This window comes from Limnohabitans sp. 15K, from assembly GCF_002778285.1.
Classification (GTDB): domain Bacteria; phylum Pseudomonadota; class Gammaproteobacteria; order Burkholderiales; family Burkholderiaceae_C; genus Limnohabitans_A.
In genome coordinates, this window is sequence record NZ_NESM01000002.1 from 103,242 (window position 1) to 125,179 (window position 21,938).

General features: G+C 59.4%; 20 protein-coding genes. 7 read left to right on the top strand and 13 right to left on the bottom strand.

Annotated features, from left to right (window positions below; all coding sequences use genetic code 11):
- The first annotated feature begins 103 nt into the window (after positions 1 to 103).
- Entirely contained in the window at positions 104 to 1,567 is a 1,464-nt protein-coding gene (locus B9Z40_RS09320; protein WP_100173097.1) for an amidase, read from the top strand.
- A 14-nt stretch (positions 1,568 to 1,581) separates the two neighbouring features.
- Positions 1,582 to 3,015 carry an amidase gene (locus B9Z40_RS09325; RefSeq protein WP_100173098.1) on the top strand — a complete coding sequence of 478 codons (1,434 nt, stop codon included), beginning with the start codon at positions 1,582 to 1,584 and terminating at the stop codon, positions 3,013 to 3,015.
- Between the two features lie 35 nt (positions 3,016 to 3,050).
- On the opposite strand, the gene B9Z40_RS09330 is transcribed toward B9Z40_RS09325, so the two are convergent.
- Together B9Z40_RS09330 and lgt are read right to left on the bottom strand one after the other, a co-directional pair.
- Positions 3,051 to 4,433 carry a twin-arginine translocation pathway signal gene (locus B9Z40_RS09330; protein ID WP_100173099.1) on the bottom strand — a complete coding sequence of 461 codons (1,383 nt, stop codon included), beginning with the start codon at positions 4,431 to 4,433 and terminating at the stop codon, positions 3,051 to 3,053.
- Positions 4,434 to 4,505: 72 nt separating this feature from the next.
- Positions 4,506 to 5,312, bottom strand: coding sequence for a prolipoprotein diacylglyceryl transferase (gene lgt, locus B9Z40_RS09335; protein ID WP_100173100.1), 807 nt, complete (start codon positions 5,310 to 5,312; stop codon positions 4,506 to 4,508).
- 103 nt (positions 5,313 to 5,415) lie between these two features.
- Here lgt and ilvD point away from each other — a divergent pair, with 103 nt between their 5' ends.
- A complete protein-coding gene (gene ilvD, locus B9Z40_RS09340) occupies positions 5,416 to 7,119 on the top strand; it encodes a dihydroxy-acid dehydratase (RefSeq protein WP_100173101.1) in 1,704 nt (567 codons plus the stop codon).
- A gap of 115 nt (positions 7,120 to 7,234) precedes the next feature.
- Here the strand turns inward: ilvD and B9Z40_RS09345 are convergent, their stop codons facing one another.
- Positions 7,235 to 7,642: a heme-binding protein gene (locus B9Z40_RS09345; protein ID WP_100173102.1), complete on the bottom strand. Its 408-nt coding sequence runs from the start codon at positions 7,640 to 7,642 to the stop codon at positions 7,235 to 7,237.
- Positions 7,643 to 7,830: 188 nt separating this feature from the next.
- Between B9Z40_RS09345 and B9Z40_RS09350 the strand changes: the two genes are divergently transcribed.
- Positions 7,831 to 8,523: a Bax inhibitor-1/YccA family protein gene (locus B9Z40_RS09350; RefSeq protein WP_100173103.1), complete on the top strand. Its 693-nt coding sequence runs from the start codon at positions 7,831 to 7,833 to the stop codon at positions 8,521 to 8,523.
- Positions 8,524 to 8,587: 64 nt separating this feature from the next.
- Here the strand turns inward: B9Z40_RS09350 and rlmD are convergent, their stop codons facing one another.
- From rlmD to surE, 4 genes are all read right to left on the bottom strand, one after another.
- Positions 8,588 to 10,015 carry a 23S rRNA (uracil(1939)-C(5))-methyltransferase RlmD gene (rlmD, locus tag B9Z40_RS09355; protein WP_100173104.1) on the bottom strand — a complete coding sequence of 476 codons (1,428 nt, stop codon included), beginning with the start codon at positions 10,013 to 10,015 and terminating at the stop codon, positions 8,588 to 8,590.
- A 75-nt stretch (positions 10,016 to 10,090) separates the two neighbouring features.
- Positions 10,091 to 10,939: a peptidoglycan DD-metalloendopeptidase family protein gene (locus tag B9Z40_RS09360; RefSeq protein WP_100173105.1), complete on the bottom strand. Its 849-nt coding sequence runs from the start codon at positions 10,937 to 10,939 to the stop codon at positions 10,091 to 10,093.
- 15 nt (positions 10,940 to 10,954) lie between these two features.
- Entirely contained in the window at positions 10,955 to 11,788 is an 834-nt protein-coding gene (locus B9Z40_RS09365; RefSeq protein ID WP_100173106.1) for a protein-L-isoaspartate(D-aspartate) O-methyltransferase, read from the bottom strand.
- Positions 11,785 to 12,561 carry a 5'/3'-nucleotidase SurE gene (surE, locus tag B9Z40_RS09370; protein WP_100173107.1) on the bottom strand — a complete coding sequence of 259 codons (777 nt, stop codon included), beginning with the start codon at positions 12,559 to 12,561 and terminating at the stop codon, positions 11,785 to 11,787. Before surE ends, B9Z40_RS09365 begins: the two co-directional genes overlap by 4 nt.
- A gap of 166 nt (positions 12,562 to 12,727) precedes the next feature.
- Between surE and B9Z40_RS09375 the strand changes: the two genes are divergently transcribed.
- Positions 12,728 to 13,702, top strand: coding sequence for an NADPH:quinone oxidoreductase family protein (locus tag B9Z40_RS09375; protein WP_100173108.1), 975 nt, complete (start codon positions 12,728 to 12,730; stop codon positions 13,700 to 13,702).
- Positions 13,703 to 13,807: 105 nt separating this feature from the next.
- On the opposite strand, the gene clpA is transcribed toward B9Z40_RS09375, so the two are convergent.
- Both clpA and clpS read right to left on the bottom strand, forming a co-directional pair.
- Entirely contained in the window at positions 13,808 to 16,144 is a 2,337-nt protein-coding gene (clpA, locus tag B9Z40_RS09380; RefSeq protein ID WP_100173109.1) for an ATP-dependent Clp protease ATP-binding subunit ClpA, read from the bottom strand.
- 57 nt (positions 16,145 to 16,201) lie between these two features.
- Positions 16,202 to 16,561 (bottom strand): ATP-dependent Clp protease adapter ClpS, encoded by a 360-nt coding sequence (gene clpS, locus B9Z40_RS09385; RefSeq protein WP_100173110.1) that lies wholly within the window; start codon positions 16,559 to 16,561, stop codon positions 16,202 to 16,204.
- Between the two features lie 161 nt (positions 16,562 to 16,722).
- On the opposite strand from clpS, the gene B9Z40_RS09390 reads away from it, so the two are divergent.
- Positions 16,723 to 16,983, top strand: coding sequence for a cold-shock protein (locus B9Z40_RS09390; protein ID WP_100173111.1), 261 nt, complete (start codon positions 16,723 to 16,725; stop codon positions 16,981 to 16,983).
- A 129-nt stretch (positions 16,984 to 17,112) separates the two neighbouring features.
- A complete protein-coding gene (locus B9Z40_RS09395; RefSeq protein ID WP_100173431.1) occupies positions 17,113 to 17,577 on the top strand; it encodes a DUF192 domain-containing protein in 465 nt (154 codons plus the stop codon).
- Between the two features lie 17 nt (positions 17,578 to 17,594).
- Here the strand turns inward: B9Z40_RS09395 and B9Z40_RS09400 are convergent, their stop codons facing one another.
- Genes B9Z40_RS09400 through pheS form a run of 4 tightly spaced genes read right to left on the bottom strand, consistent with a single transcriptional unit; the run spans position 17,595 to position 21,832 of the window.
- Positions 17,595 to 17,927: a DUF1840 domain-containing protein gene (locus B9Z40_RS09400; RefSeq protein ID WP_100173432.1), complete on the bottom strand. Its 333-nt coding sequence runs from the start codon at positions 17,925 to 17,927 to the stop codon at positions 17,595 to 17,597.
- Between the two features lie 22 nt (positions 17,928 to 17,949).
- Entirely contained in the window at positions 17,950 to 18,300 is a 351-nt protein-coding gene (locus B9Z40_RS09405; protein WP_100173112.1) for an integration host factor subunit alpha, read from the bottom strand.
- Positions 18,301 to 18,330: 30 nt separating this feature from the next.
- Positions 18,331 to 20,760 carry a phenylalanine--tRNA ligase subunit beta gene (pheT, locus tag B9Z40_RS09410; RefSeq protein WP_100173113.1) on the bottom strand — a complete coding sequence of 810 codons (2,430 nt, stop codon included), beginning with the start codon at positions 20,758 to 20,760 and terminating at the stop codon, positions 18,331 to 18,333.
- Between the two features lie 34 nt (positions 20,761 to 20,794).
- Entirely contained in the window at positions 20,795 to 21,832 is a 1,038-nt protein-coding gene (gene pheS, locus B9Z40_RS09415) for a phenylalanine--tRNA ligase subunit alpha (protein WP_100173114.1), read from the bottom strand.
- Between the last annotated feature and the right edge of the window lie 106 nt (positions 21,833 to 21,938).

The following is a 21,938-nucleotide window of genomic DNA, read 5'->3' on the forward strand; positions in this document are numbered from 1 at the left end:
GTGAACCCTGCGGCGCGAAAGCGCTGCACCACTCGACGGCCCGGGACATGCACACACCACCGTGCATCCCCGGGTTTTTCATTGGCACACACTCAGGCCCGGCATGACCGACTACACCTACAGCACCGCCACCGAACTGCTCGCGCGCTTGCGCGCAGGCGAAGTCACCAGCAGCCAATTGCTGGCCCAGCACATCGCCCGGGTGGCACAACTCGACAGCCGCATCAACGCCGTGGTGGTGCGCACCTTTGGCGCCGCCCGCGAACGCGCCGCTGCCGCCGACGCAGCCCGCGCGCGAGGCGAAGACTGGGGGCCGCTGCACGGCCTGCCCATGACCGTCAAGGAATCGTTCGACCTGCCGGGCACCCCCACTTGCTGGGGCTTTCCGGACTACAAAGACAACATCGCCGAACAGCCCGCCGTGGCCGTGCAGCGCCTGCTGGACGCAGGCGCCGTGGTCTTTGGCAAGACCAATGTGCCCGTCGCTCTAGGTGACTGGCAGTCGTTCAACCCGGTCTATGGCACCACGAACAACCCCTGGGACCTGACGCGCACACCGGGCGGATCATCGGGTGGGGCCAGCGCCGCGCTGGCCTCAGGCATGACCCCTTTGGAACTGGGCAGTGACATCGGTGCGTCGATCCGAAACCCGGCGCATTACTGCGGCGTGTATGGCCACAAGCCCACCTGGGGCGTGGTGCCCATGGAGGGCCACCAGCTGCCCGGTGTGCGCTGCATTGACAGCCTGGACATTGCCGTGGCCGGGCCACTGGCGCGCAGCGCCCAGGACCTGCAACTGGCCATGCAGGTGCTGACCACCCCCTTGCAACAGTTTGGCCCCATGGGTTGGACGCCCGCCCAATGGCGTCAAACCGACAAAGCCCCCTGGCAATGCCGCGTGGCCATCGTCTACGACGACCCCGAAGCGCGGGTGGACCAGAGTATTCAAGACCGGCTGCATGCGCTGGCCGACTTTTTGCGTTTGCAAGGCGTGACCGTGCTGGACGACCACCGCCCGGTGGACAGCACGCAGTCGCACCGTGTGTACTCGTACCTGCTGCGCTCGGCCACTGGCGCCTGGCTGGACGACGCGACTTTTGCCCGCTTTCAGGCGTTGGGCCAGCAAGCCGACCCCGCGCTGGACTCCATGCGCGAGCGCGTCTGGCGCGGCAGCACGCTCACGCACCGCGACTGGGTCGAGTTTGACCAGCAACGCGCCGTGCTGCGGGCGCAGTGGCGCAGCTACTTTGACACGCTGGACCTGCTGATCACCCCAGTGGCCACCTCGCCCGCCTTTTTGCACAACCAACAAGGCGAGCGCTGGGAGCGCATGCTCCAGGTCAACGGCCAAGACCAACCCCACACCGACAGCCTGTTCTGGGCGGGCTACCCCGGTGTGGTGGGCTTGCCCGCCACCGCGATCCCGATCGGGCAAAGCCCGGACGGTCTGCCCGTCGGGGCGCAGATCATTGGCAACAGCTTTGCCGACCCGCTGTGCCTGAACATGGCCCGCTGGCTCGAAACCGAATGGTGCGGCTTTGTGCCGCCCCCACTGTCCTGGAAGTGAAAGAACACCCTCGAATGACCCAGATCACCGACTTCAACGCCAGCGAACTGTCCGGGCGCATCCACCAGCGCCAGGTTTCTTGCACCGAGGTGATGCAAGCCTATCTGGCCCGCATCGAGCAGCTCAACCCCACCTACAACGCCATCGTCAACCTCGCCCCGGCCGATACCCTGCTGGCCCAAGCACGGACCTGCGACGCCGAGCTGGCGCTCGGCCAGTCTCGCGGCTGGCTGCACGGCATCCCGCAGGCCATCAAGGACACCGGACACGCCGTGGGCTTTCCGACCACCTTTGGCAGTACCGTGCTGCAAGCGGCCCTTCCCGCCAAGGACAGCATCATGACCGAGCGCATGAAGGCAGCGGGCGCCATCGTGATCGGCAAAACCAACATGCCCGAGCTGGGCCTGGGCTCGCACACCTTCAACACCTTGTTTGGCCCCACGCCCAACGCCTGGGACACGGCGGTGAGCGCAGGCGGCAGCAGCGGCGGCGCGGCCGTGGCACTGGCCCAGCGCCTGCTGCCCGTGGCCGATGGTTCAGACTTCATGGGCAGCCTGCGCAACCCGGCGGGCTGGAACCACATTTTTGGCATGCGCCCCTCGCAAGGCCGCGTGCCCTTTGGCCCTGGGGCCGATGTGTGGGTGGACCAGCTGGGCACCGAAGGCCCCATGGCCCGCAGCGTGCGCGACTTGGCCCGCCTGCTGGCCACACAGTCAGGCCATGACGCCCGCCAACCGCTGTCACTCAACGGCAGCGTTGACGCATCCGACTTGCGGTACACGCCCGATGCGCTGCGCGGTTTACGTGTCGGTTGGTTGGGCGACCTGAACGGCCACCTGGCCATGGAGGACGGCATTCTGGACGTGTGCCAAGAGGCGCTGCAGCACATGGCGGGCCATGGTGCCCAGGTGAGCGCCATCGGTCTGGGCTTTGACACGCAAGCGCTGTGGGACTGCTGGTTGGTCTGGCGCCGTGCGCTGGTCGGCCCCAAAGTGGCGGCCTTGCTGCAAATTCCGGGCGCCAAAGACCAACTCAAACCTGAAGCCCTGTGGGAGCATGAGAACTCGCTCAAGCTGTCGTTCATGGACTTCATGCAGGCCAGCCAGACACGCAGCGCCTTCTACCAGCACCTGCTCGGTCTGTTTGGCCAATACGACGTGCTGGCCCTGCCCGTGGCGCAGACCTGGCCGTTTGCGCTGCAAGAGCGCTGGCCACAACACATTGGCGCAAGCGCCATGGACACCTACCACCGCTGGATGGAGTGCACCATTTACGCCACGCTGGCGGGCCTGCCCGCCATCAGCCTGCCTGCGGGCTTTCACCCGACACACGGCTGGCCCATGGGCGTGCAGCTGATCGGTAAACCACAAGGCGATCTGGCCTTGTTGCAGGTGGCGGCGGCCTACGAGGCGGTGCGGGGCGACTGGCTGCAAAAGAGGCCAGCGTAAGCAGCGATCCGATCAGCCCCTGCATCGCACGGGGCTCAATCGGTCAGTTCGAGCAGCGTCGTGTGCCCTTGGGCCATGGGCCATGTCAAACCCACGATTTTTTCGCCGTTGAAGCTGCCGACCACGCTGCGATGCGTGCTGTCGTTCAAGCGCAAGCGGCTCGCGGCCACCCCTGCCCCGGACGGCACGCCGGGCAAGCTGCTTTGCCCGTCCAGACTCATGGCGTCGCGCGCCGGGTCGAAATACCCCCGGGGTCGGGTGAAGCTGAGCACCGCTTGAGCCGCACGATCGGCGTCGTTCACACGCTCTGGCCGCATGTTGAGCCATGGGCTCGATCTGGGCAATGGGCTGCGGTAAATGTGCGTGGTGGCGTAACCTGCGGCCTGGATCTCGAATTCATAACTTGTGTCGCCACGCCCCCGAAAAGGCCCCCATTGCCCATCGGCCCCCGTGGTCTGGACGTGGACCGCTGGCCCCTGGCGCTGGCCAGTGGCCGCGTCGGTGGCGAAAATGGCCATGCGGGCGCCGCGCAAAGGCAGGTTGTTGACGAAGTTGCCGCTGCCCGCGTCCATCGGGTCCAGGCCCAGGCCAACCAGTTTGCCGTTGAGCACCACGTCGATCTGGCGCACCAGACCAATGCGCGGCGCCTGCCCTGTGATGAAGCGGTAAGTGGCTTCAAAGGCGGTTTGGGAATAAGACGTTTCGCGGTGGTCAATTTTGGTGATCACCACATTCGTGGCCCCTTTGAGTTCGGGGCCCTCAAAGCCCACCATCGTGGGTTTGCCTTTCATGCCCAGCCACAGCCCATCGGGCTGCGCGAATTTGTCGTTGTTGTCCGAGCGGATGGTCATCCAGCGTGTGGGGCCGCAGACCTCGTCGCCTTGGGCGTTTTTGGGGGCATTGAGTTGCTGGAGGAACGTTCCTGTGCCGGAAAACTCGTTGGCCTCGTTGACGCCAGGAATGGCCTGTACCCCGTGGTTGGGCGTGCCGCCCAGCACAGCGTGGCTGACGACTGCGGCACCACCGCCATTGCAAATGAAGTTGCGGATCGCATTGCCCCCACGCGAGTTGCCCACCAAAATCACTTGGCTTGCCCCAGTGCGGTGCAAGACGGCCTGCACCTCGTCTCGCAAGAAAGCCATGTGTTCCTGGGTGGACGAGCGCCCGGCTTGCGCTTTGTTGTCGGCGTCGCGCGCCAATGGGTAAGGCACGTCAATGGCGTGCAAGCGGTCCGTGGGCCAGCCGTTGGACTCGAAGCGCCAAACGGTGGACTGCCACAGGCCTGCGGTGTCGCCGTTGCCATGCACAAACACGATCGGTGTCCGCTCTGCCTGAGCACTGAGCGGAGGCCCCGAACAAGCACTCAAGAGCAGCAAGGCTGCTGAAACAAGTCCCAATGAGCGTCGCTGGAGGTTCATGGCATTCCTATCGTGTGCTTGGCAAAGCGCACATCCTCCTGCCAACCCGGCCGAAAGCCTGACTCCTGTGCGTCAGTGGGGCTTGTCCGATCTACGACCGAACCAGACCCACAACACCACGCCGCCCAGCATCATTGGTACACAAAGCCACTGCCCCATGCTCATGCCCAAGCTCAAAAGGCCCAGATGCGCATCGGGTTCGCGGAAAAACTCGGCCACGAAGCGGAAGAAACCGTAGCCCAGCAGGAAGGCACCCGAGACTTGGCCCGTAGGACGGTCTTTGCGGGCAAACCACCAGAGCAAGACGAACAACAGTAGCCCTTCCAGCGCAATTTGGTAAATCTGCGAAGGATGACGCGGCAAATCCCCTGCGCCGCGAAACACCATGCCCCAGGGCAATGCAGGATCCGCCACCCGGCCCCAAAGTTCGCCATTGATGAAGTTGCCAATGCGTCCTGCTGCCAAGCCCGTGGGCACACAAGGGGCCACAAAGTCCATGACCTGCAAAAATGGGCGCTGACGGGTGCGGGCGAACCAAACCATGGCCAGTATCACCCCGAGTAGGCCCCCATGAAAGCTCATGCCGCCTTGCCAAACCGCCAAAATTTCCAGTGGGTTGGAGAAGTAATAGGCGGGTTTATAAAACAGGCAGTAACCCACGCGCCCACCCAAGATGACACCGAGCACGCCCAAAAACAAGATGTCTTCGACATCACGCTTTTGCCACTGAGGCAGGTTTTTAAAAGGCAAATGCCCCAAGCGCCGGATAGCGAGCCCAAAAAACAGGCCAAAAGCAGCCAGGTAAGTCAAGCCGTACCAATGGACAGCCAAAGGGCCCAATTGAAGGGCAACGGGGTCGATTTGAGGATGGATCAGCATGTCCGGATTGTGCACCGGTCATGCCGCGACTCGGACACACTGGCCAGTCAGTCCCCCGTTAAAATGGGCCGACTTTTATTTTGGGCCCCTGAAGGACAACACCATGAGCGACAAAATCATCCCGATCACACCCATCAACCGCAGAAGCGCCAACATCACACAGGGCAAATCTCGAGCCCCCAACCGGTCGATGTACTACGCCATGGGCTACGAAGAAGGTGACTTCGTCAAACCCATGGTGGGCGTCGCCAATGGCCACAGCACCATCACCCCCTGCAACAGCGGTTTGCAAAAATTGGCCGATGCAGCCATCCAAGGCATCGAAGAGGCCGGTGGCAATGCCCAAGTGTTTGGCACCCCCACCATTTCCGACGGCATGGCCATGGGCACCGAAGGCATGAAGTATTCGCTCGTTAGCCGCGAAGTCATCTCAGACTGCATTGAAACCTGCGTGGGTGGTCAATGGATGGATGGTGTTTTGGTGGTCGGCGGTTGCGACAAAAACATGCCCGGCGGCATGATGGGCATGTTGCGCGCCAACGTGCCGGCTATTTATGTTTACGGCGGCACCATCCTGCCGGGCCGTTACCAAGGCAAAGACCTGAACATCGTCAGCGTGTTCGAAGCCGTGGGTGAAAACGCTGCGGGCAAACTCAGCGACTTTGACCTCAAAGAAATCGAAAAGCGCGCCATTCCCGGAACGGGTTCTTGCGGCGGTATGTACACCGCCAACACCATGTCCTCGGCGTTTGAGGCTTTAGGCATGTCCCTGCCCTACTCGTCCACCATGGCCAACCCGCACGACGAAAAGCAAAACTCGGCCAAAGAGTCTGCGAAGGTTTTGATCGAAGCCATCAAAAAAGACCTCAAGCCCCGCGACATCGTGACCAAGGAAGCGATTGAAAACGCTGTGGCCGTGATCATGGCCACGGGCGGTTCGACCAATGCTGTGCTGCACTTTTTGGCCATTGCCCACACCGCAGGCGTGGAGTGGACGATTGATGACTTCGAGCGCATGCGCAAGAAAATTCCAGTCATTTGCGACTTGAAACCCAGTGGCAAATACCTGGCCGTCGACCTGCACCAAGCCGGTGGCATTCCCCAAGTCATGAAAACCTTGTTGGCCGCTGGTTTGTTGCACGGTGACTGCATGACCATCACAGGCAAAACCATTGCCGAAAACCTGAAAGACGTGCCGGACGTTCCACGGGCCGACCAAGACGTGATCCGCCCGATCGACAAGCCCATGTACGCCGAAGGCCACTTGGCCATCCTGAAGGGCAACCTGTCGCCTGAAGGCGCTGTGGCCAAGATCACTGGTCTGAAAAACCCGGTCATCACCGGCCCCGCCCGTGTGTTCGACGACGAGCAATCGGCCCTGGAAGCCATTTTGGCGGGCAAGATCAAAGCCGGTGACGTGATGGTCTTGCGTTACCTTGGCCCCAAAGGCGGCCCCGGCATGCCCGAAATGCTGGCCCCCACGGGCGCGCTGATCGGCGCGGGTCTGGGTGAAAGCGTGGGCTTGATCACCGATGGCCGTTTCTCCGGCGGCACTTGGGGCATGGTGGTGGGCCACGTCGCTCCCGAAGCCGCAGCCGGTGGCACCATCGCTTTTGTGAATGAAGGTGACAGCATCACCATCGACGCACACAAGCTGATTCTGGAGCTGAACGTGCCCGAAGCTGAATTGGCCAAACGCCGTGAAGGCTGGAAAGCCCCTGAACCCCGCTATACCCGTGGCGTGCAAGCCAAGTTCGCTTTCAACGCATCGAGCGCCAGCAAAGGTGCTGTGCTTGACCTGTACTGATCTAAAAGCCAATGCCCAGCAAAAAAGCCGCTTTTCAGCGGCTTTTTTGTGGGCGCTTGGTTTGCCTCAAGCAAACTCCGGCAAGGCCAAAGCCTGCCAAATGGGCTTTTGAGAATTACAAACCGATGGCTGCGATGCCGGCTTTCGCGATTTGTGCGTCTTCGGTCGATTTGACACCGCTCACGCCCACAGCACCCAAGCAGAAACCGTCTTTCATGATTGGCACACCACCTTCGAGCATGCCTTCGATGGTGGGGGCCGACAAAAAGGACATGCGGCCGCCGTTGATGACGTCTTCATAGACCTTGGTTTCACGACGACCCAAAGCTGCCGTGTGGGCTTTGGCCGGTGCAATGTGAGAAGACACAGGGGCTGCGCCATCCAAACGGGCAAAGTGCAACAAATGGCCTCCAGCATCCACGATGGCGATGCTCACAGCCCAGTTGTTTTTGAGGGCTTCGGCTTCGGCCGCAGCGGCAATGGCTTTGACATCAGACAGTTCAAGGGTGGATTGTGTTTGCATATATAGACTCGGTCTTCAAATAAAACCAGAAGCATACACGGGCCCCATCGGTCGATTGCTCACTTCAAAGCAAAACTGATGCACCCGGATAACCCCATCAGCAGACGGAAATCTTAAGTCCCTAGGCCCAGTCATTAAGGCACACCTACAATGGGTTCACCTTTTCACAGGCATGACAGGAGAAACACATGAGCGACCTTCAAACCCTCAATTCATCAGACTGGGGCCATGTCGACTTGGCCGCACGCAACCGCGTTCTGCGCAACACCTATTGGCTGCTGGCCTTGAGCCTTTTGCCCACCGTTTTGGGCGCATGGCTTGGCGTGGCCACTGGCATCACCCGTTCACTGACAGGTGGCTTGGGGCTGATCGTCTTCATGGCGGGCGCTTTCGGCTTCATGTTCGCCATCGAAAAGACCAAAAACTCGGCGGCCGGTGTGCCCGTTTTGTTGGCCTTCACCTTCTTCATGGGTTTGATGCTGTCCCGCATGATCGCCATGGTGCTGGGTTTCAAGAACGGGTCTGAGCTGATCATGACCGCGTTTGCTGGCACTGCAGGTGTGTTCTTTGTGATGGCCAGCTTGGCCAGCACCATCAAGCGTGATATTTCGGGCATGTCCAAATGGCTGATGGTGGGCGCTTTGGCCATCATGATCGGCGGCATCATCAACGTGTTTGTAGGCTCCACCGTGGGCATGATGGTGATCTCCGTGATGGCCATCGGCATCTTCAGCGCTTACATGCTGTACGACCTGAAGCAGATCATCGACGGTGGTGAGACCAACTACATCAGCGCCACTTTGGCTTTGTACTTGGACATCTTCAACGTCTTCCAAAGCCTGTTGGCCTTGTTGGGCATCATGGGCGGCGAAAAAGACTGAGACGTCTCAGCTTTCCCAATCAAAAAGGCTCCTTCGGGAGCCTTTTTGCTGGGTGACCTGTGCATCAAATCAGTTCGAACACCGCCATACTTTCCACATGCGCTGTGTGCGCAAACATGTTGATGACGCCCGCACTCACGCAGCGGTAACCGGCGCGGTGCACCAAGATGTCGGCGTCGCGGGCCAGGGTCGCGGGGTTGCAGCTCACATACACAATGCGCTTGGGGGGCAACCAGCCTTGGCGCAAATCGGGGTTCTCGTTCAGTTCGGCCAAGGCTTTGCTCAGGGCAAAGGCGCCCTCACGCGGTGGATCCACCAACCATTTGTCAGCGGTGCCATCGGCGACAAGCATCTCGGGTGTCATCTCAAACAGGTTGCGGGCCACAAATTGTGTGGGTGCCAGAGCTTGGGCCTCAGGGCGATGGGCCTGGTTGGCAGCGTAGTTGTCGCGCGAACGGGCCACCAGCGTTTCTGCACCCTCAATGCCCAGTACTTCGCCCGCTTGTGTCGCAATCGGCAGTGTGAAGTTGCCCAAACCGCAAAACCAGTCAATGACACGTTCGGTTTTTTGCGCATCCAGCAAACGCAAAGAGCGGGCCACCAACACACGGTTGATGAAGGGGTTGACTTGGGTGAAATCGGTGGGTCGAAACGGCATGGTGATGCCAAAGTCTGGCAGGCCATAACTGAGCTGTGGCCCCTCGGCATCGAGCAATTGCACCGTGTCAGGCCCTTTGGCTTGCAACCACCACTGCACATTTTGCGCAGCGGCAAAAGTGCGCAACAGGGTTTTGTCGCCGTCACTCAGCGGCTCCATGTGGCGAAGCACCAAGGCGGTCACGCTGTCACCACAAGCCAACTCCAGTTGCGGCAAACTCTCGCGGGCATCCATTTGGCCGATCAATTCCCGCAAAGGCAGCAGCATGCGGCTGACGTGCGGAGGCAAGACCGGGCAAACCTTCATGTCGGCGATGTAACGGCTTTTTCGCTCATGAAATCCAATCAGCACTTCGCCTTTTTTGATGACATAGCGCACCGACAAACGAGCTCGGTAACGGTAACCCCAAGCAGGCCCTTCAATGGGGCGGAGCATGGTTTCCGCTTTGACTTTGCCCAGATGCCAAAGGTTGTCTTCCAGCACCCTTTGCTTGACCGCCACTTGGGCAGAAACCTCCAAGTGCTGCATCTTGCAGCCACCGCATGAACCTGTGTGCAGCCCAAAATGGGGGCAACCAGGGCGTACACGTTGGGAAGATTCGTGGTGAATTTCGGTCACCGTGCCCTGCTCAAAGCTGCTTTTTTTGCGGCCTACCTGAACCGAGACGACCTCAAAAGGCAAGGCCCCATCGATGAACACCACTTTGCCGTTGGGCCTGCGGGCAATGCCTTGGGCATCCATGTCGAGGGCATTCACACGCAACCAGCCCTCGGGCAGGTCGTCTGTGACGTAAGAATCGGGATTGGGTGGGGTTGAAATGTCTTGTTCGCTCATGCCCTGATTGTCTCAGGATGCAGCGTGCATTTCGGGGTCAAAAACCAGAATGGTCCACAGCAATGGACCCACGCTTCATCGGGCGGGTAAAAGCTTGGCCGGATCGACGGGTTTGCCTTGCCTGCGGACCTCAAAGTGCAGTTTCACACGGTCAGCGTCCGACTTGCCCATTTCGGCAATTTTTTGGCCCTTGCGTACTTTTTGGTCTTCTTTGACCAGCAAAGCTTGGTTGTGGGCATAAGCCGTCAAAAAGGTGTTGTTGTGCTTGAGGATGATCAAGTTGCCATAACCGCGCAAACCGGCACCGGCATAGACCACTTGTCCGTCCGCCGATGCCACGATGGCATCGCCGGCTTTGCCCGCAATGTCCAAGCCTTTGTTTTTGGCTTCGTCAAACCCAGCGATCAGCGCACCATTGGCAGGCCAAATGAACCCCAAGCCTTCGTCGTTGCCCGAAGGCTGGTTGGCAGAAGGTGCTGGCTCGGGTTTGGGCGGACTCACACTGCTCGCAGAAGCGTTGGTCTGTGCAATCGGGCGGACCACGACGCCAGGCGTTTCTACCGCAGCACCGGGCGGAGAAACGCGCAAAACCTGCCCTACTTCGATCACATCGGGGTTGCTCAATTGGTTCCAGCGGGCCAAATCACGCCAGCCTTGCCCGTTGTCCAGGCCAATGCGGGTCAAGGTCTCGCCGCGCTGCACGGTGTGGTAACCCGGTTTGCCAGCGTTTTCGCTGCCTGGCATGGGCTTGGACGCATCCACCGAAGTCGAAGTGACAGGGTTGTTGGCTGAAGTGCTTGTGCGGCCCATGGGGCTGCGGTCTTCTACAGGCGCAGGGGCCCTAACTGAGGAAGAGCATGCGCTCAGAAGCACCACGGTCAATGCCGTCAAAACCAGGGGACGAAAGTGAAACAAGGGGTTCATCGGTTTATCAGGGATTCAGGCGACGCCCGATTTTAGAGGGACAAAATGAACAGCTTCCAGCACTTGGCGTTCATAGCCCTGTGCGGTTTTCAAAATCACCACCAAGGCTTGGTGGCCTGCGGGGGTGATGGTCGGAGCAATCAATCGCCCCCCCACAGCCAACTGCTCAAGCCAGGCATCGGGCACAGCATCACCACCAGCCGCAGAGATGATGCCCGCATACGGTGCGCCCTTGGGGTAGCCCAGCATGCCGTCGCCAAAAATCAGGTGAACGTTGTGCAACCTGAATGGGCGCAAGTTGGTTCTGGCCTTCTCATGCAAGCCACGCAAGCGTTCGATGCTGTACACCTCTGTGGCCACATGGCTGAGCACGGCAGCTTGGTAGCCGCAACCGGTGCCAATTTCGAGAATGCGGCCCAATTTTCCAGGTGCATCTTGGCAAAGCAACTCGACCATTCTGGCCACCACATTGGGTTTGGAGATCGTCTGCCCCAAACCAATCGGCAAACTGGTGTCCTCATAGGCTTGATTGACCAATGCGCTTTCGACAAAACGGTGGCGCTCAACTTGGCCCATGGCATCCAACACACGCGCATCTTGGACACCTTGCTCTGCCAGTTTACGCACCATGCGCGCACGCACGGCGACCGAGTCCAGCCCCAAACCGGAGACGGCTGAAGAGGTTCGGGGCAAAACCCCACTCGCTTCTTTGGCCAACTGCTGGCTGGCGTTCAAACTCGGCGGGGGCGTGGAGGTCTGAGTTGCACCGACGCCGATGGCCGTTTTGCGCGGCGAACCGATTGCCCCGGAGGAGGACAATTTGACTGGAAAACCAGGACGTTGGCTCATGCTGGGTCTTGTGTGGTCAAGCGTGTGAACGTCTGGGACCACTGGTCCAAATGCGCGTGCTCCGTCAGATCGACCTTCAGGGGTGTGACCACCACATGGCCCAAACCTGCAGCATGGAAGTCGGTGCCCTCGCTGTCGTCCATGGCGGCACCAGCGTTGCCAATCCAGTACATGGTTTGACCGCGGGGGTCCACTTGGGTAATCACGGGCTCAGCCGCATGGCGACGGCCTAAACGACACAACTTGGGTGCTTTGATTTGGGACAAAGGCAAATTGGGAATGTTCATATTCAAAAGCCAAGGCTGGGTCCCCACCTCACCACCCACGCGCATTTGCTGCACGATCTCTTTGATTTTTTGAGCCGCCGAATCCAGGTGAGCCCAACCCTTGTCGATTTGCGAGACCGCGATGGCCGGAATGCCAAACAAATAGCCCTCCATGGCCGCACCCACGGTGCCGGAATAAAGGGTGTCATCGCCCATGTTCGCGCCATTGTTGATGCCTGAAATCACCAAATCGGGACGGTAGCCCAACAAGCCCGTCAAAGCGATGTGCACACAATCGGCGGGTGTGCCATTCACATAGCGAAAACCATTGTCTGCGCGATGCACATACAGGGGCGTATGCAGGGTCAAGGCGTTGGACTTGGCGCTGTTGTTGTGCTCGGGCGCCACGACCTCCACCTCCACATCCGCCAGGCTTTTGAGCGCATCGTGAAGGGCCACGATGCCCTCGGCGCGAAAGCCATCGTCGTTGGAAATGAGAATTTTCATGCGGAGTCCTGTCAGAGTTTCGATTGTAGAGGGCGACCGACTTTGGAGGGCCCAAATCACAAAGAAAACAAGCTTTCACGAATTGGTCGCTCGAGAGACATGCTTTGGCCCCTTGGCTTGCCTAAGATCCAGCAAACAAACGCTGCAATCAACAAGGAGAAGATGCATGCACGCATGGCTTTGCGAGAACCCCGTCGGGGTTGAGGCACTCAATTGGAAAGAACTCCCAACCCCCACCCCGGGGCCAGGCCAAGTTCTCATTCAAATTCAAGCCGCGAGCTTGAATTTCCCCGACCTCTTGATCGTTCAAAACAAATACCAAATGAAACCGGAGCTGCCTTTTGTGCCGGGCTCTGAGTATGCGGGTCTGGTGCAAGCCGTTGGCGAAGGTGTGACACACCTGAAAGTGGGCCAAACAGTGGCTTGCCTGTCTGGCACAGGCGGGTTTGGCACCCATACCTTGGCGCCTGCCAAACTGTGTATGCCTTTGCCCAATGGGTTTTCTGCCGTCGACGGCGCAGCCTTCATCATGACCTACGCCACGTCGCACCACGCCTTGGTGGACCGTGCGGCCTTGAAAGCCGGTGAAACCGTGCTGGTCTTGGGAGCAGCGGGTGGCGTGGGCACAGCGGCCATTCAAATCGCCAAAGCCATGGGGGCCAAGGTGATCGCGGCCGCGTCCACCGACGAAAAATGTGCCCTGTGCACCACGCTTGGCGCAGACGCCACCATCAACTACAGCACCGAAAACCTGCGTGAAGCCCTCAAAACGCTGACCGAAGGCAAAGGGCCAGATGTGGTTTACGACCCTGTGGGCGGCGATTTGGCCGAACCGGCGTTCCGTTCCATCGCTTGGCGTGGCCGCTACTTGGTGGTCGGTTTTGCAGGCGGCCCGATCCCTGCTCTGCCCCTGAATTTGCCACTGCTAAAGGGCGCGTCTCTGGTGGGTGTGTTCTGGGGTGACTTTTCAAGACGCGAACCCCAAGCCAATGCCGCCATGATGGGCGAGTTGGCCCAGTGGTACGGCCAAGGCAAGATAAAGCCCGTAATTGACCGAACCCTGCCCATGAATGAGTTGAAGGCGGCCTACACCTTGATGGGTTCGCGCAGCGTCAAAGGCAAACTGGTGATGGTGAACTGAGCTTTGGCACCCAAGCGGCTTGGCCGTTGACCATGAAAAAAGGAGGCCTGAGGCCTCCTTTTTTGTTGCTTGAGCCTGTCAAGGGACAAAGGCCGATGACAGTGGTCAGTTGGCCGTTGCCTCTTCAGGCTCGGTAGGCTCCGAACGCGAAGCACGGCTTTCCTTCTTCGGATTGGGCGTGATGTCCAGCTGCACTTCGTCCTTGTCGTCGATGTCCACCGTGAGGCGTCCGCCTTCGGTCAGGCGACCGAACAACAACTCGTCGGCCAAGGCCTTGCGAATCGTGTCCTGGATCAGGCGCTGCATTGGGCGAGCACCCATGAGCGGATCGAAACCCTTCTTCCCCAGGAACTTGCGCAAAGCGTCGGTGAAGGTGACTTCGACCTTTTTCTCGCCCAGCTGGGTTTCCAGTTGCAGCAAGAACTTGTCCACCACGCGCAGAATGATTTGCTCGTCCAGCGGCTTGAAGCTGACCATCGCATCCAGGCGGTTGCGGAACTCAGGCGTGAACAAGCGCTTGATGTCGCCCATCTCGTCCCCGGCCTGACGCGGGTTGGTGAAGCCAATGGTGGCCTTGTTCATGGTCTCGGCGCCCGCGTTGGTGGTCATGATGATGATCACGTTGCGGAAGTCGGCCTTGCGCCCATTGTTGTCGGTCAGCGTGCCGTGGTCCATGACCTGCAGCAGCACGTTGTAAATGTCTGGATGAGCTTTTTCGATCTCGTCGAGCAAGAGCACGCAATGCGGCTTCTTGGTCACGGCTTCGGTCAACAGACCCCCTTGGTCAAAACCCACATAACCCGGAGGCGCACCGATCAGGCGGCTGACAGCATGGCGCTCCATGTACTCGGACATGTCAAAGCGGATCAGGTCAATGCCCAAGATGTACGCCAATTGCTTGGCGGCCTCGGTTTTGCCCACGCCTGTGGGGCCAGAGAACAAGAAAGAGCCAATCGGCTTGTCGGTCTTGCCCAAGCCCGAGCGGGCCATTTTGACGGCCGAAGCCAACACTTCAATGGCTTTGTCCTGACCAAACACCACCGACTTGAGGTCGCGCTCGATGGTTTGCAATTTGCTGCGGTCGTCGTTGGACACGTTGGCTGGCGGAATGCGAGCAATCTTGGCCACGATGTCTTCGATCTCGGTTTTGCCAATCGTTTTCTTGCGCTTGGATGCCACTTGGATGCGCTGAGCAGCACCGGCTTCGTCGATCACGTCAATCGCCTTGTCAGGCAACTGGCGGTCGTTGATGAACTTGGCCGACAACTCGGCAGCGGCCTGCAAAGCCGCAATGGTGTACTTGACGCTGTGGTGGTCTTCGAAACGGCTCTTGAGGCCTTTGAGGATGTCCACGGTCTCAGATACCGTCGGCTCGACCACATCCACTTTCTGGAAGCGGCGGGACAGGGCCGCATCTTTTTCGAAGATGCCACGGTATTCGGTGAACGTCGTCGCGCCAATGCACTTGAGCTGACCGCTGGACAGCGCAGGCTTGAGCAGGTTGGACGCGTCAAGCGTGCCGCCCGAGGCCGCGCCCGCACCGATAAGGGTGTGGATTTCGTCGATGAACAAAATGCCGTTGGGTTTGTCTTTGAGCGACTTGAGCACGCCTTTGAGGCGCTGCTCGAAATCACCACGGTACTTGGTGCCTGCCAACAAAGCGCCCATGTCGAGGGAGTACACCGTGGCCTCGGCCAGGATGTCAGGCACGGTGCCTTGTGTGATGCGCCAGGCCAGGCCCTCGGCAATCGCGGTTTTACCCACACCGGCTTCACCCACCAACAGCGGGTTGTTTTTGCGGCGACGGCACAAAATCTGAATGGTGCGCTCAACTTCGTATTCGCGACCAATCAGTGGATCGATCTTGCCTTCTTTGGCCGCTTGGTTCAGGTTGTTGGTGTACTGCTCAAGCGGGGAGGCTTTTTCGTTGCGCTCGCCACCGCTGCCCTCTTCGCCTTCTGGGCTTGAAGGGTTTTCAGCCGACTTGGCCGCTTCGGGCGGATCGGTTTTGCGAATGCCGTGGGCGATGAAATTGACCACATCCAAACGGGTGATGCCTTGCTGGTGCAAGTAATACACGGCATGGGAATCTTTTTCGCCAAAGATGGCCACCAACACATTGGCACCTGTCACTTCTTTTTTGCCACTGCCTGTGGACTGCACATGCATGATGGCGCGCTGGATCACACGCTGAAAGCCCAAGGTGGGTTGCGTGTCCACTTCTTCGGTGCCGGCCACTTGAGGCGTGTTGTCTTTGATGAAATTGCCAAGAGCTTTGCGCAAATCATCAATATTGGCAGCACAAGCGCGCAGCACTTCGGCCGCGCTGGGGTTGTCCAGCAATGCCAAAAGCAAATGCTCGACCGTGATGAATTCGTGGCGTTGCTGACGGGCTTCAACAAAGGCCATGTGCAAACTGACTTCCAATTCCTGGGCAATCATGTGATTTCCTTTTTGCCTTGCTGAGAGATATTCAAATGACTTGGGGGACAAAGCCCACTATTCAAGGGGTTCGCTGACACATTGCAAAGGGTGTCCTGCTTGTTTCGCGGCATCCAGCACCTGGTCCACTTTGGTGGCCGCCACATCGCGGGAATAGACCCCACAAATGCCTTTGCCGTCCAAATGGATTTTGAGCATGATTTGGGTCGCCGCCTCACGGTCCTTGCTGAAGAACTCCTGAATCACCATCACCACGAACTCCATCGGGGTGTAGTCATCGTTCAACATCGCCACCTGGTACATCTGGGGCGGTTCAATTTTTTGGGCACGACGCTCAAGAAGCACCGTACCGCCGCCATCGGGCGTGCGGGGTGTTTCTGTCGGCAGCGTGGGATTTGGGGGTTTCTTCGTTGCCATGAATTCATTCTATCGATGCTTTCATGTCCTTTGAGGCCTGCGCTCGAAAAGTCTTGACATCGAACGTCTAAAAATTGTGACACCTCGGGTAAACCGCACATTGACAAAATTGACAGTCATCCAGCAAACTGAAATGACAAGTACAAAGATGGAGACATCGTATGCCCAGTGGTACGGTCAAATGGTTCAACGACGCCAAGGGTTTTGGCTTCATCCAGCCCGACGGGGGTGGTGCCGATGCTTTTGCCCATTTTTCGGCCATCCAAGCCGAAGGGTTCAAGACCCTGAAAGAGGGGGCGCGGGTCGAGTTTGAGCTGGCGGAAGGTGCCAAAGGCATGATGGCCATGAACATTCGGCCTGACCCTAACACCGACACTCAGGCAGAAACAAGCGCATCTCCTACGGCGGAAACAGGCCCCTGACTGGCTTATCCTATGGTCTTTCCCATCTGGGGCATGCTCTTGGGCATGCCCCACAGATCAGCCATGAACCGCCCATCTTTTTTTGCACAGCGCTTTGGCGCATTGCTTAGCCTCCTTCTTCACCACACCATGGCTCAAACCCTGCGCCACGGGTATCAAGCTCTGGTCCTTGTGGGTGTCGTCTCACTGGCAGGAACTGCTTGGGCGCAATCGGGGCCGCAGCTTCAGTTGCCCAGAACCAAACTCAACGCGGGCATGCATGTGCTGGACGTTCAGTTGGCGCAAACCCCTGATCAGCGGCAAATTGGCCTGATGTGGCGCAAAGAGATGCCGCAACACGAAGGGATGTTGTTTGTGTTTGAACAAGCTGCCTCGCAGTGCTTTTGGATGCGCAACACCTTGATTCCCCTCTCGGCGGCCTTCGTGTCCGACGATGGCACCATCGTGAACATCGCCGACATGAAGCCCCAAAGCGACGATTCGCACTGCTCAGACAAGCCTGTTCGATTCGTGCTGGAGATGAATGTGGGCTGGTTTGCCAAACGGCAAATCAAAGCAGGCTACCAATTGGGCGGTGCCGTTTTCAAGCGTTGAACTGAAAACTAACGGGCTTACACACCCCAAACCAAGTCTGACTGTTCAGCCAGACATCTTTTAAGCGTTTTCATCATGGGTGCTGCCCGTTGGCTGATTTGCACCTTCGCATCCTTCTCATCATCCAGGAAGCCTTTTCCTGATGCGCCCGCTGCCTGCTTGTGCTCTTGGCGTTTGGCAGCCTCTTGCGCCAAAGCGGACTCCAAACGCGCTATCGCTGCTGGGATGTCTTGAACCAACACAATGCCTTTGACCGGATCATTGCCCAACATCATGTGAAGCAAGGCCCTGGCATCGGTCTCCAGCATGATGAGGTCGCTGGTCGCTTTGGATTTGAATTTGAACAACATGGTGGCTCCCATCAGGAATGATTCAGCGGCCCACCATCTCCACACCTTCGTCGTCAACGGCATCGCCCTGGATCAAGGCCTTGAGTTTATGGCTTGCATGGAAGGTCGCGACACGACGTGCATCAATCGGAATCAATTCTCCTGTGCGCGGATTGCGGCCAGGACGCGCTGCCTTGGTCCTGATTTGGAAATTGCCAAACCCGGAAATCTTGACATCGTCTCCTGAGATCAGGCTGTCCACCACCAGATCGAAGAACGCATCGACCATGTCTTTGGACTCACGCTTGTTCAAGCCGATCTGCTCGAACAGCAAATCAGCCAGCTGCGCCTTGGTCAGTGCCGGTGTTTCCAGTGATTCAAAGCTGATTTGCATGAGCGCATCCCAAGAAAGTTTGAAACCGTATCAACTGCGCAGCCGAGCCGCCACTTGGGCTGTCAGTTGCGCAAGCACGGCCACCATGGCCGCCTCAATTTGGGCATCGGTTAGCGTGGCTTCGTCGCTGTGCAAAGTCAAGCGCACCGCCAAACTCTTCTCGCCTACCGCCAAGCCGCCCGCAGATTCGGCTTTGGGGCGGTAAATGTCAAACAGCACCGCATCGCGCAGCAAGCCCTGAGTGGGCGCCGCATGGATGGCCGCCAGCAATTGAGCGTGGGTGACCTGCTCATTCACGATGACCGCGATGTCGCGCTCCACCGACTGGTGCTTGGCCACGGACTGGGCTACAGGCACCAGACGTGCCGTCACGGCTTCAAGCGACAACTCGAACACCACGGGCGCGCTGCTCAGCTCCCAAGCTTGACGCCAACGGGGGTGCAACTCGCCCACATGACCGATGACAACCCCATCCAGCAGCACTTGGGCCGAACGGCCTGGGTGCAGCGCGGGGTGCTCGGCGGCCACAAAGGTCGCTTGGCGCGGCGCCAACAGTTTTTCAACATCGGCCTTGACGTCGTAATAATCGACATTGCGGGCCTTGCCCTGCCAGCCCAAAGGCTCGACGGGGCCCCAGGCCATGCCAGCCACGCGCATGGGTTGGTCAAAGCCTTCGACGGTGGTGTCGGTGCTTTGCACCGTGGCGTTGCGCAAAAACACACGGCCCAGCTCGAACACACGCACGCGGTCGGCCTTTCGGTCGGCGTTGAACTTGACCACTTGCAGCAGCGAGCCGATCAGGGTGGAGCGCATCACGCTCATCTGGCTGGCGATCGGGTTGAGCAGGCGAATCGGGTTGGCATTGCCCGCCAAGTCTTTTTCCCAAGCTTCTTCAACAAAGCTGTAGTTGATGGTTTCCTGGTAACCTAAAGCGGCAATGGCCCGGCGCACGGCAGACGGACTGCGCTCGGTCTCGCGGCGCACCTTGGCGGTGATGGGGGCCAGCGGTGGGTTGGTGGGCAGGTTGTTGTAGCCCACCATGCGGGCCACTTCCTCGATCAGGTCTTCTTCGATCTGCAAATCAAAGCGGAAGCTGGGCGGCGTCACGGTGACGGTGCCCTCGCCTTCGGCAACCTGCAAACCCAGGCCCCGCAAGGCATCGGCGCACTGCTGCTGGCTCAAAGGCATGCCAATCACCTTGACCGCACGGGCCACGCGCAGCGTGACGGGGGTGATCGCTGGGATATTCAAAGTCTGGTCGTCGATGGGACCGACTTGGGTGTCGGGCGTGCCGCAGATGTCGAGCACCAGCTGGGTGATGCGCTCGATGTGCTCCACAGTGAGCTGCGGGTCCACACCACGCTCAAAGCGGTGACCGGCATCGGTCGAGAAGTTGAAGCGGCGCGAACGGCCCGCGATCGAGGTGGGCCACCAGAATGCGGCTTCGATGTAGATGTTTTGGGTGTCGTCGGACACGGCGGTGGCGTCCCCACCCATGATGCCCGCCAATGACTCGACCTGGCTGTCGTCGGCAATCACACCCACCTTGTTGTCAAGGGTCACGATGTTGCCATTGAGCAGCTTGAGCGTCTCGCCGGGCTGGCCCCAGCGCACTTGCAGGCCGCCGTGGATTTTGTCGAGGTCAAAAATGTGCGAAGGACGGCCGAACTCGAACATCACGTAATTGGAGATGTCCACCAGCGGGCTCACGCTGCGCTGGCCGCAACGGGCTAAACGGTCCACCATCCACTGCGGGGTTTGGGCTTGGGTGTTCACGCCCTTGACCACACGGCCGCTGAAGCGGCCGCACAGGTCGGGGGCTTGCACCTGCACCGCCAGCTTGTCACTGATCTGCGTGGCCACAGCCGGGAACGTTGGGGCTTTCAAAGGCGCACCGGTCAAGGCCGACACTTCGCGAGCGATGCCGTAAACGCTCAGGCAATGCGCCAGATTCGGCGTGAGCTTGAGCGTCATCAGGGTGTCGTCCAGGTTCAAATACTGGCGGATGTCCTGACCCAGAGGCGCGTCTGCGGGCAATTCCAACAGGCCGCCATGGTCGTCGGCAATCTGCAATTCTTTGGCCGAGCACAGCATGCCCTGGCTTTCGACACCACGCAGCTTGCCGACCTTGATCACGAAAGGCTTGCCATCTTCACCTGGGGGCAACTCGGCCCCCACCATGGCGCAAGGCACTCGAATGCCCACGCGGGCGTTGGGCGCGCCGCAAACGATGTTCAGCAAGCTGCCCTGCCCCACGTCCACCTGGCACACGCGCAGGCGGTCGGCGTTGGGGTGCTGCACAGCTTCCTTGATTTCACCGACCACGATCTTCGTGAACGGTGGGGCCACGGGCTCGAGCTCTTCCACTTCGAGACCGGCCATGGTCAGGGTGTCGGCCAGTTGCTGGGTCGTCAGGGACGGGTTGCAGAACTCGCGCAACCAAGATTCGGGAAATTGCATGACTCGTGTCTCGTGTATCGGACTTGGGAGGGAATTACTGGAACTGGCTCAGGAAGCGCACATCGCCGTCAAAGAACAGGCGCAGGTCGTTCACACCGTAGCGCAGCATGGTGAAACGGTCCATGCCCATGCCGAAGGCAAAACCGATGAAGCGTTCGGGGTCCAAGCCCATGTTGCGCACCACATTGGGGTGCACTTGGCCGGAGCCGCCCACTTCCAGCCAACTACCCGCCAGAGGGCCTTCTTGGAACTGGATGTCGATCTCGGCGCTGGGTTCAGTGAAGGGAAAAAAGCTGGGACGGAAGCGCAGCACCAGATCGTCGCTTTCGAAGAAGGTGCGGCAAAAATCGGTGACCACGACTTTCAGGTCTTTGAAGCTCACGTTCTCGCCAATCCACAGGCCTTCGCACTGGTGGAACATGGGCGAGTGGGTGGCATCGCTGTCCACGCGGTAGGTGCGGCCCGGCGCGATGACGCGGATTTCGGGCATGGCCTGACCGGCATCAATTTGGTTGCGGTAGCGCTTGACGTGCTGCACCGCATGGCGGATCTGCATGGGGCTCGTGTGCGTGCGCAGCAGATGACCGCCTTCGACGTAGAAGGTGTCGTGCATGGAGCGGGCCGGATGGTCTTCGGGCGTGTTGAGCGCGGTGAAGTTGAACCAATCGGTCTCAATCTCAGGGCCCTGGGCCACTTCAAAGCCCATGGAGCCAAAAATGTTTTCGACCCGCTCAAGTGTGAGCGAGACCGGGTGCAAACCACCCACATTAGTGCTGCGCCCTGGCAGCGTCACATCCAGTGCTTCGGCCTTGAGCTGCGCTTGCAACTCGGCATCGGCCAGCGCCTGGCGGCGGTCGTTCAGTGCAGCCTCGATCGCCTGCTTGGCGAGGTTGATGGCCGCACCGCGGGTTTTTTTGTCTTCCACGCTCAGAGCGGCCATGCCCTTCATCAGCTCGGTGATGCGACCGGCTTTGCCCAAAAACTGGGCCTTGGCGTTTTCGAGGTCAGCAGGTGTCAGTGCTTGCACAAAACTCTGGCGTGCGGATTCGACCAGGGTGTCCAGCTCGTTCATGGTGTGGAAGATCGTTGATCTGTGTAAATGGAATAAAAAAGGGATTGAAGCTTTTGTGAGCCTCAATCCCTTTGATCGAGTGCGCGGCATGAACCCGAAGGCCCAT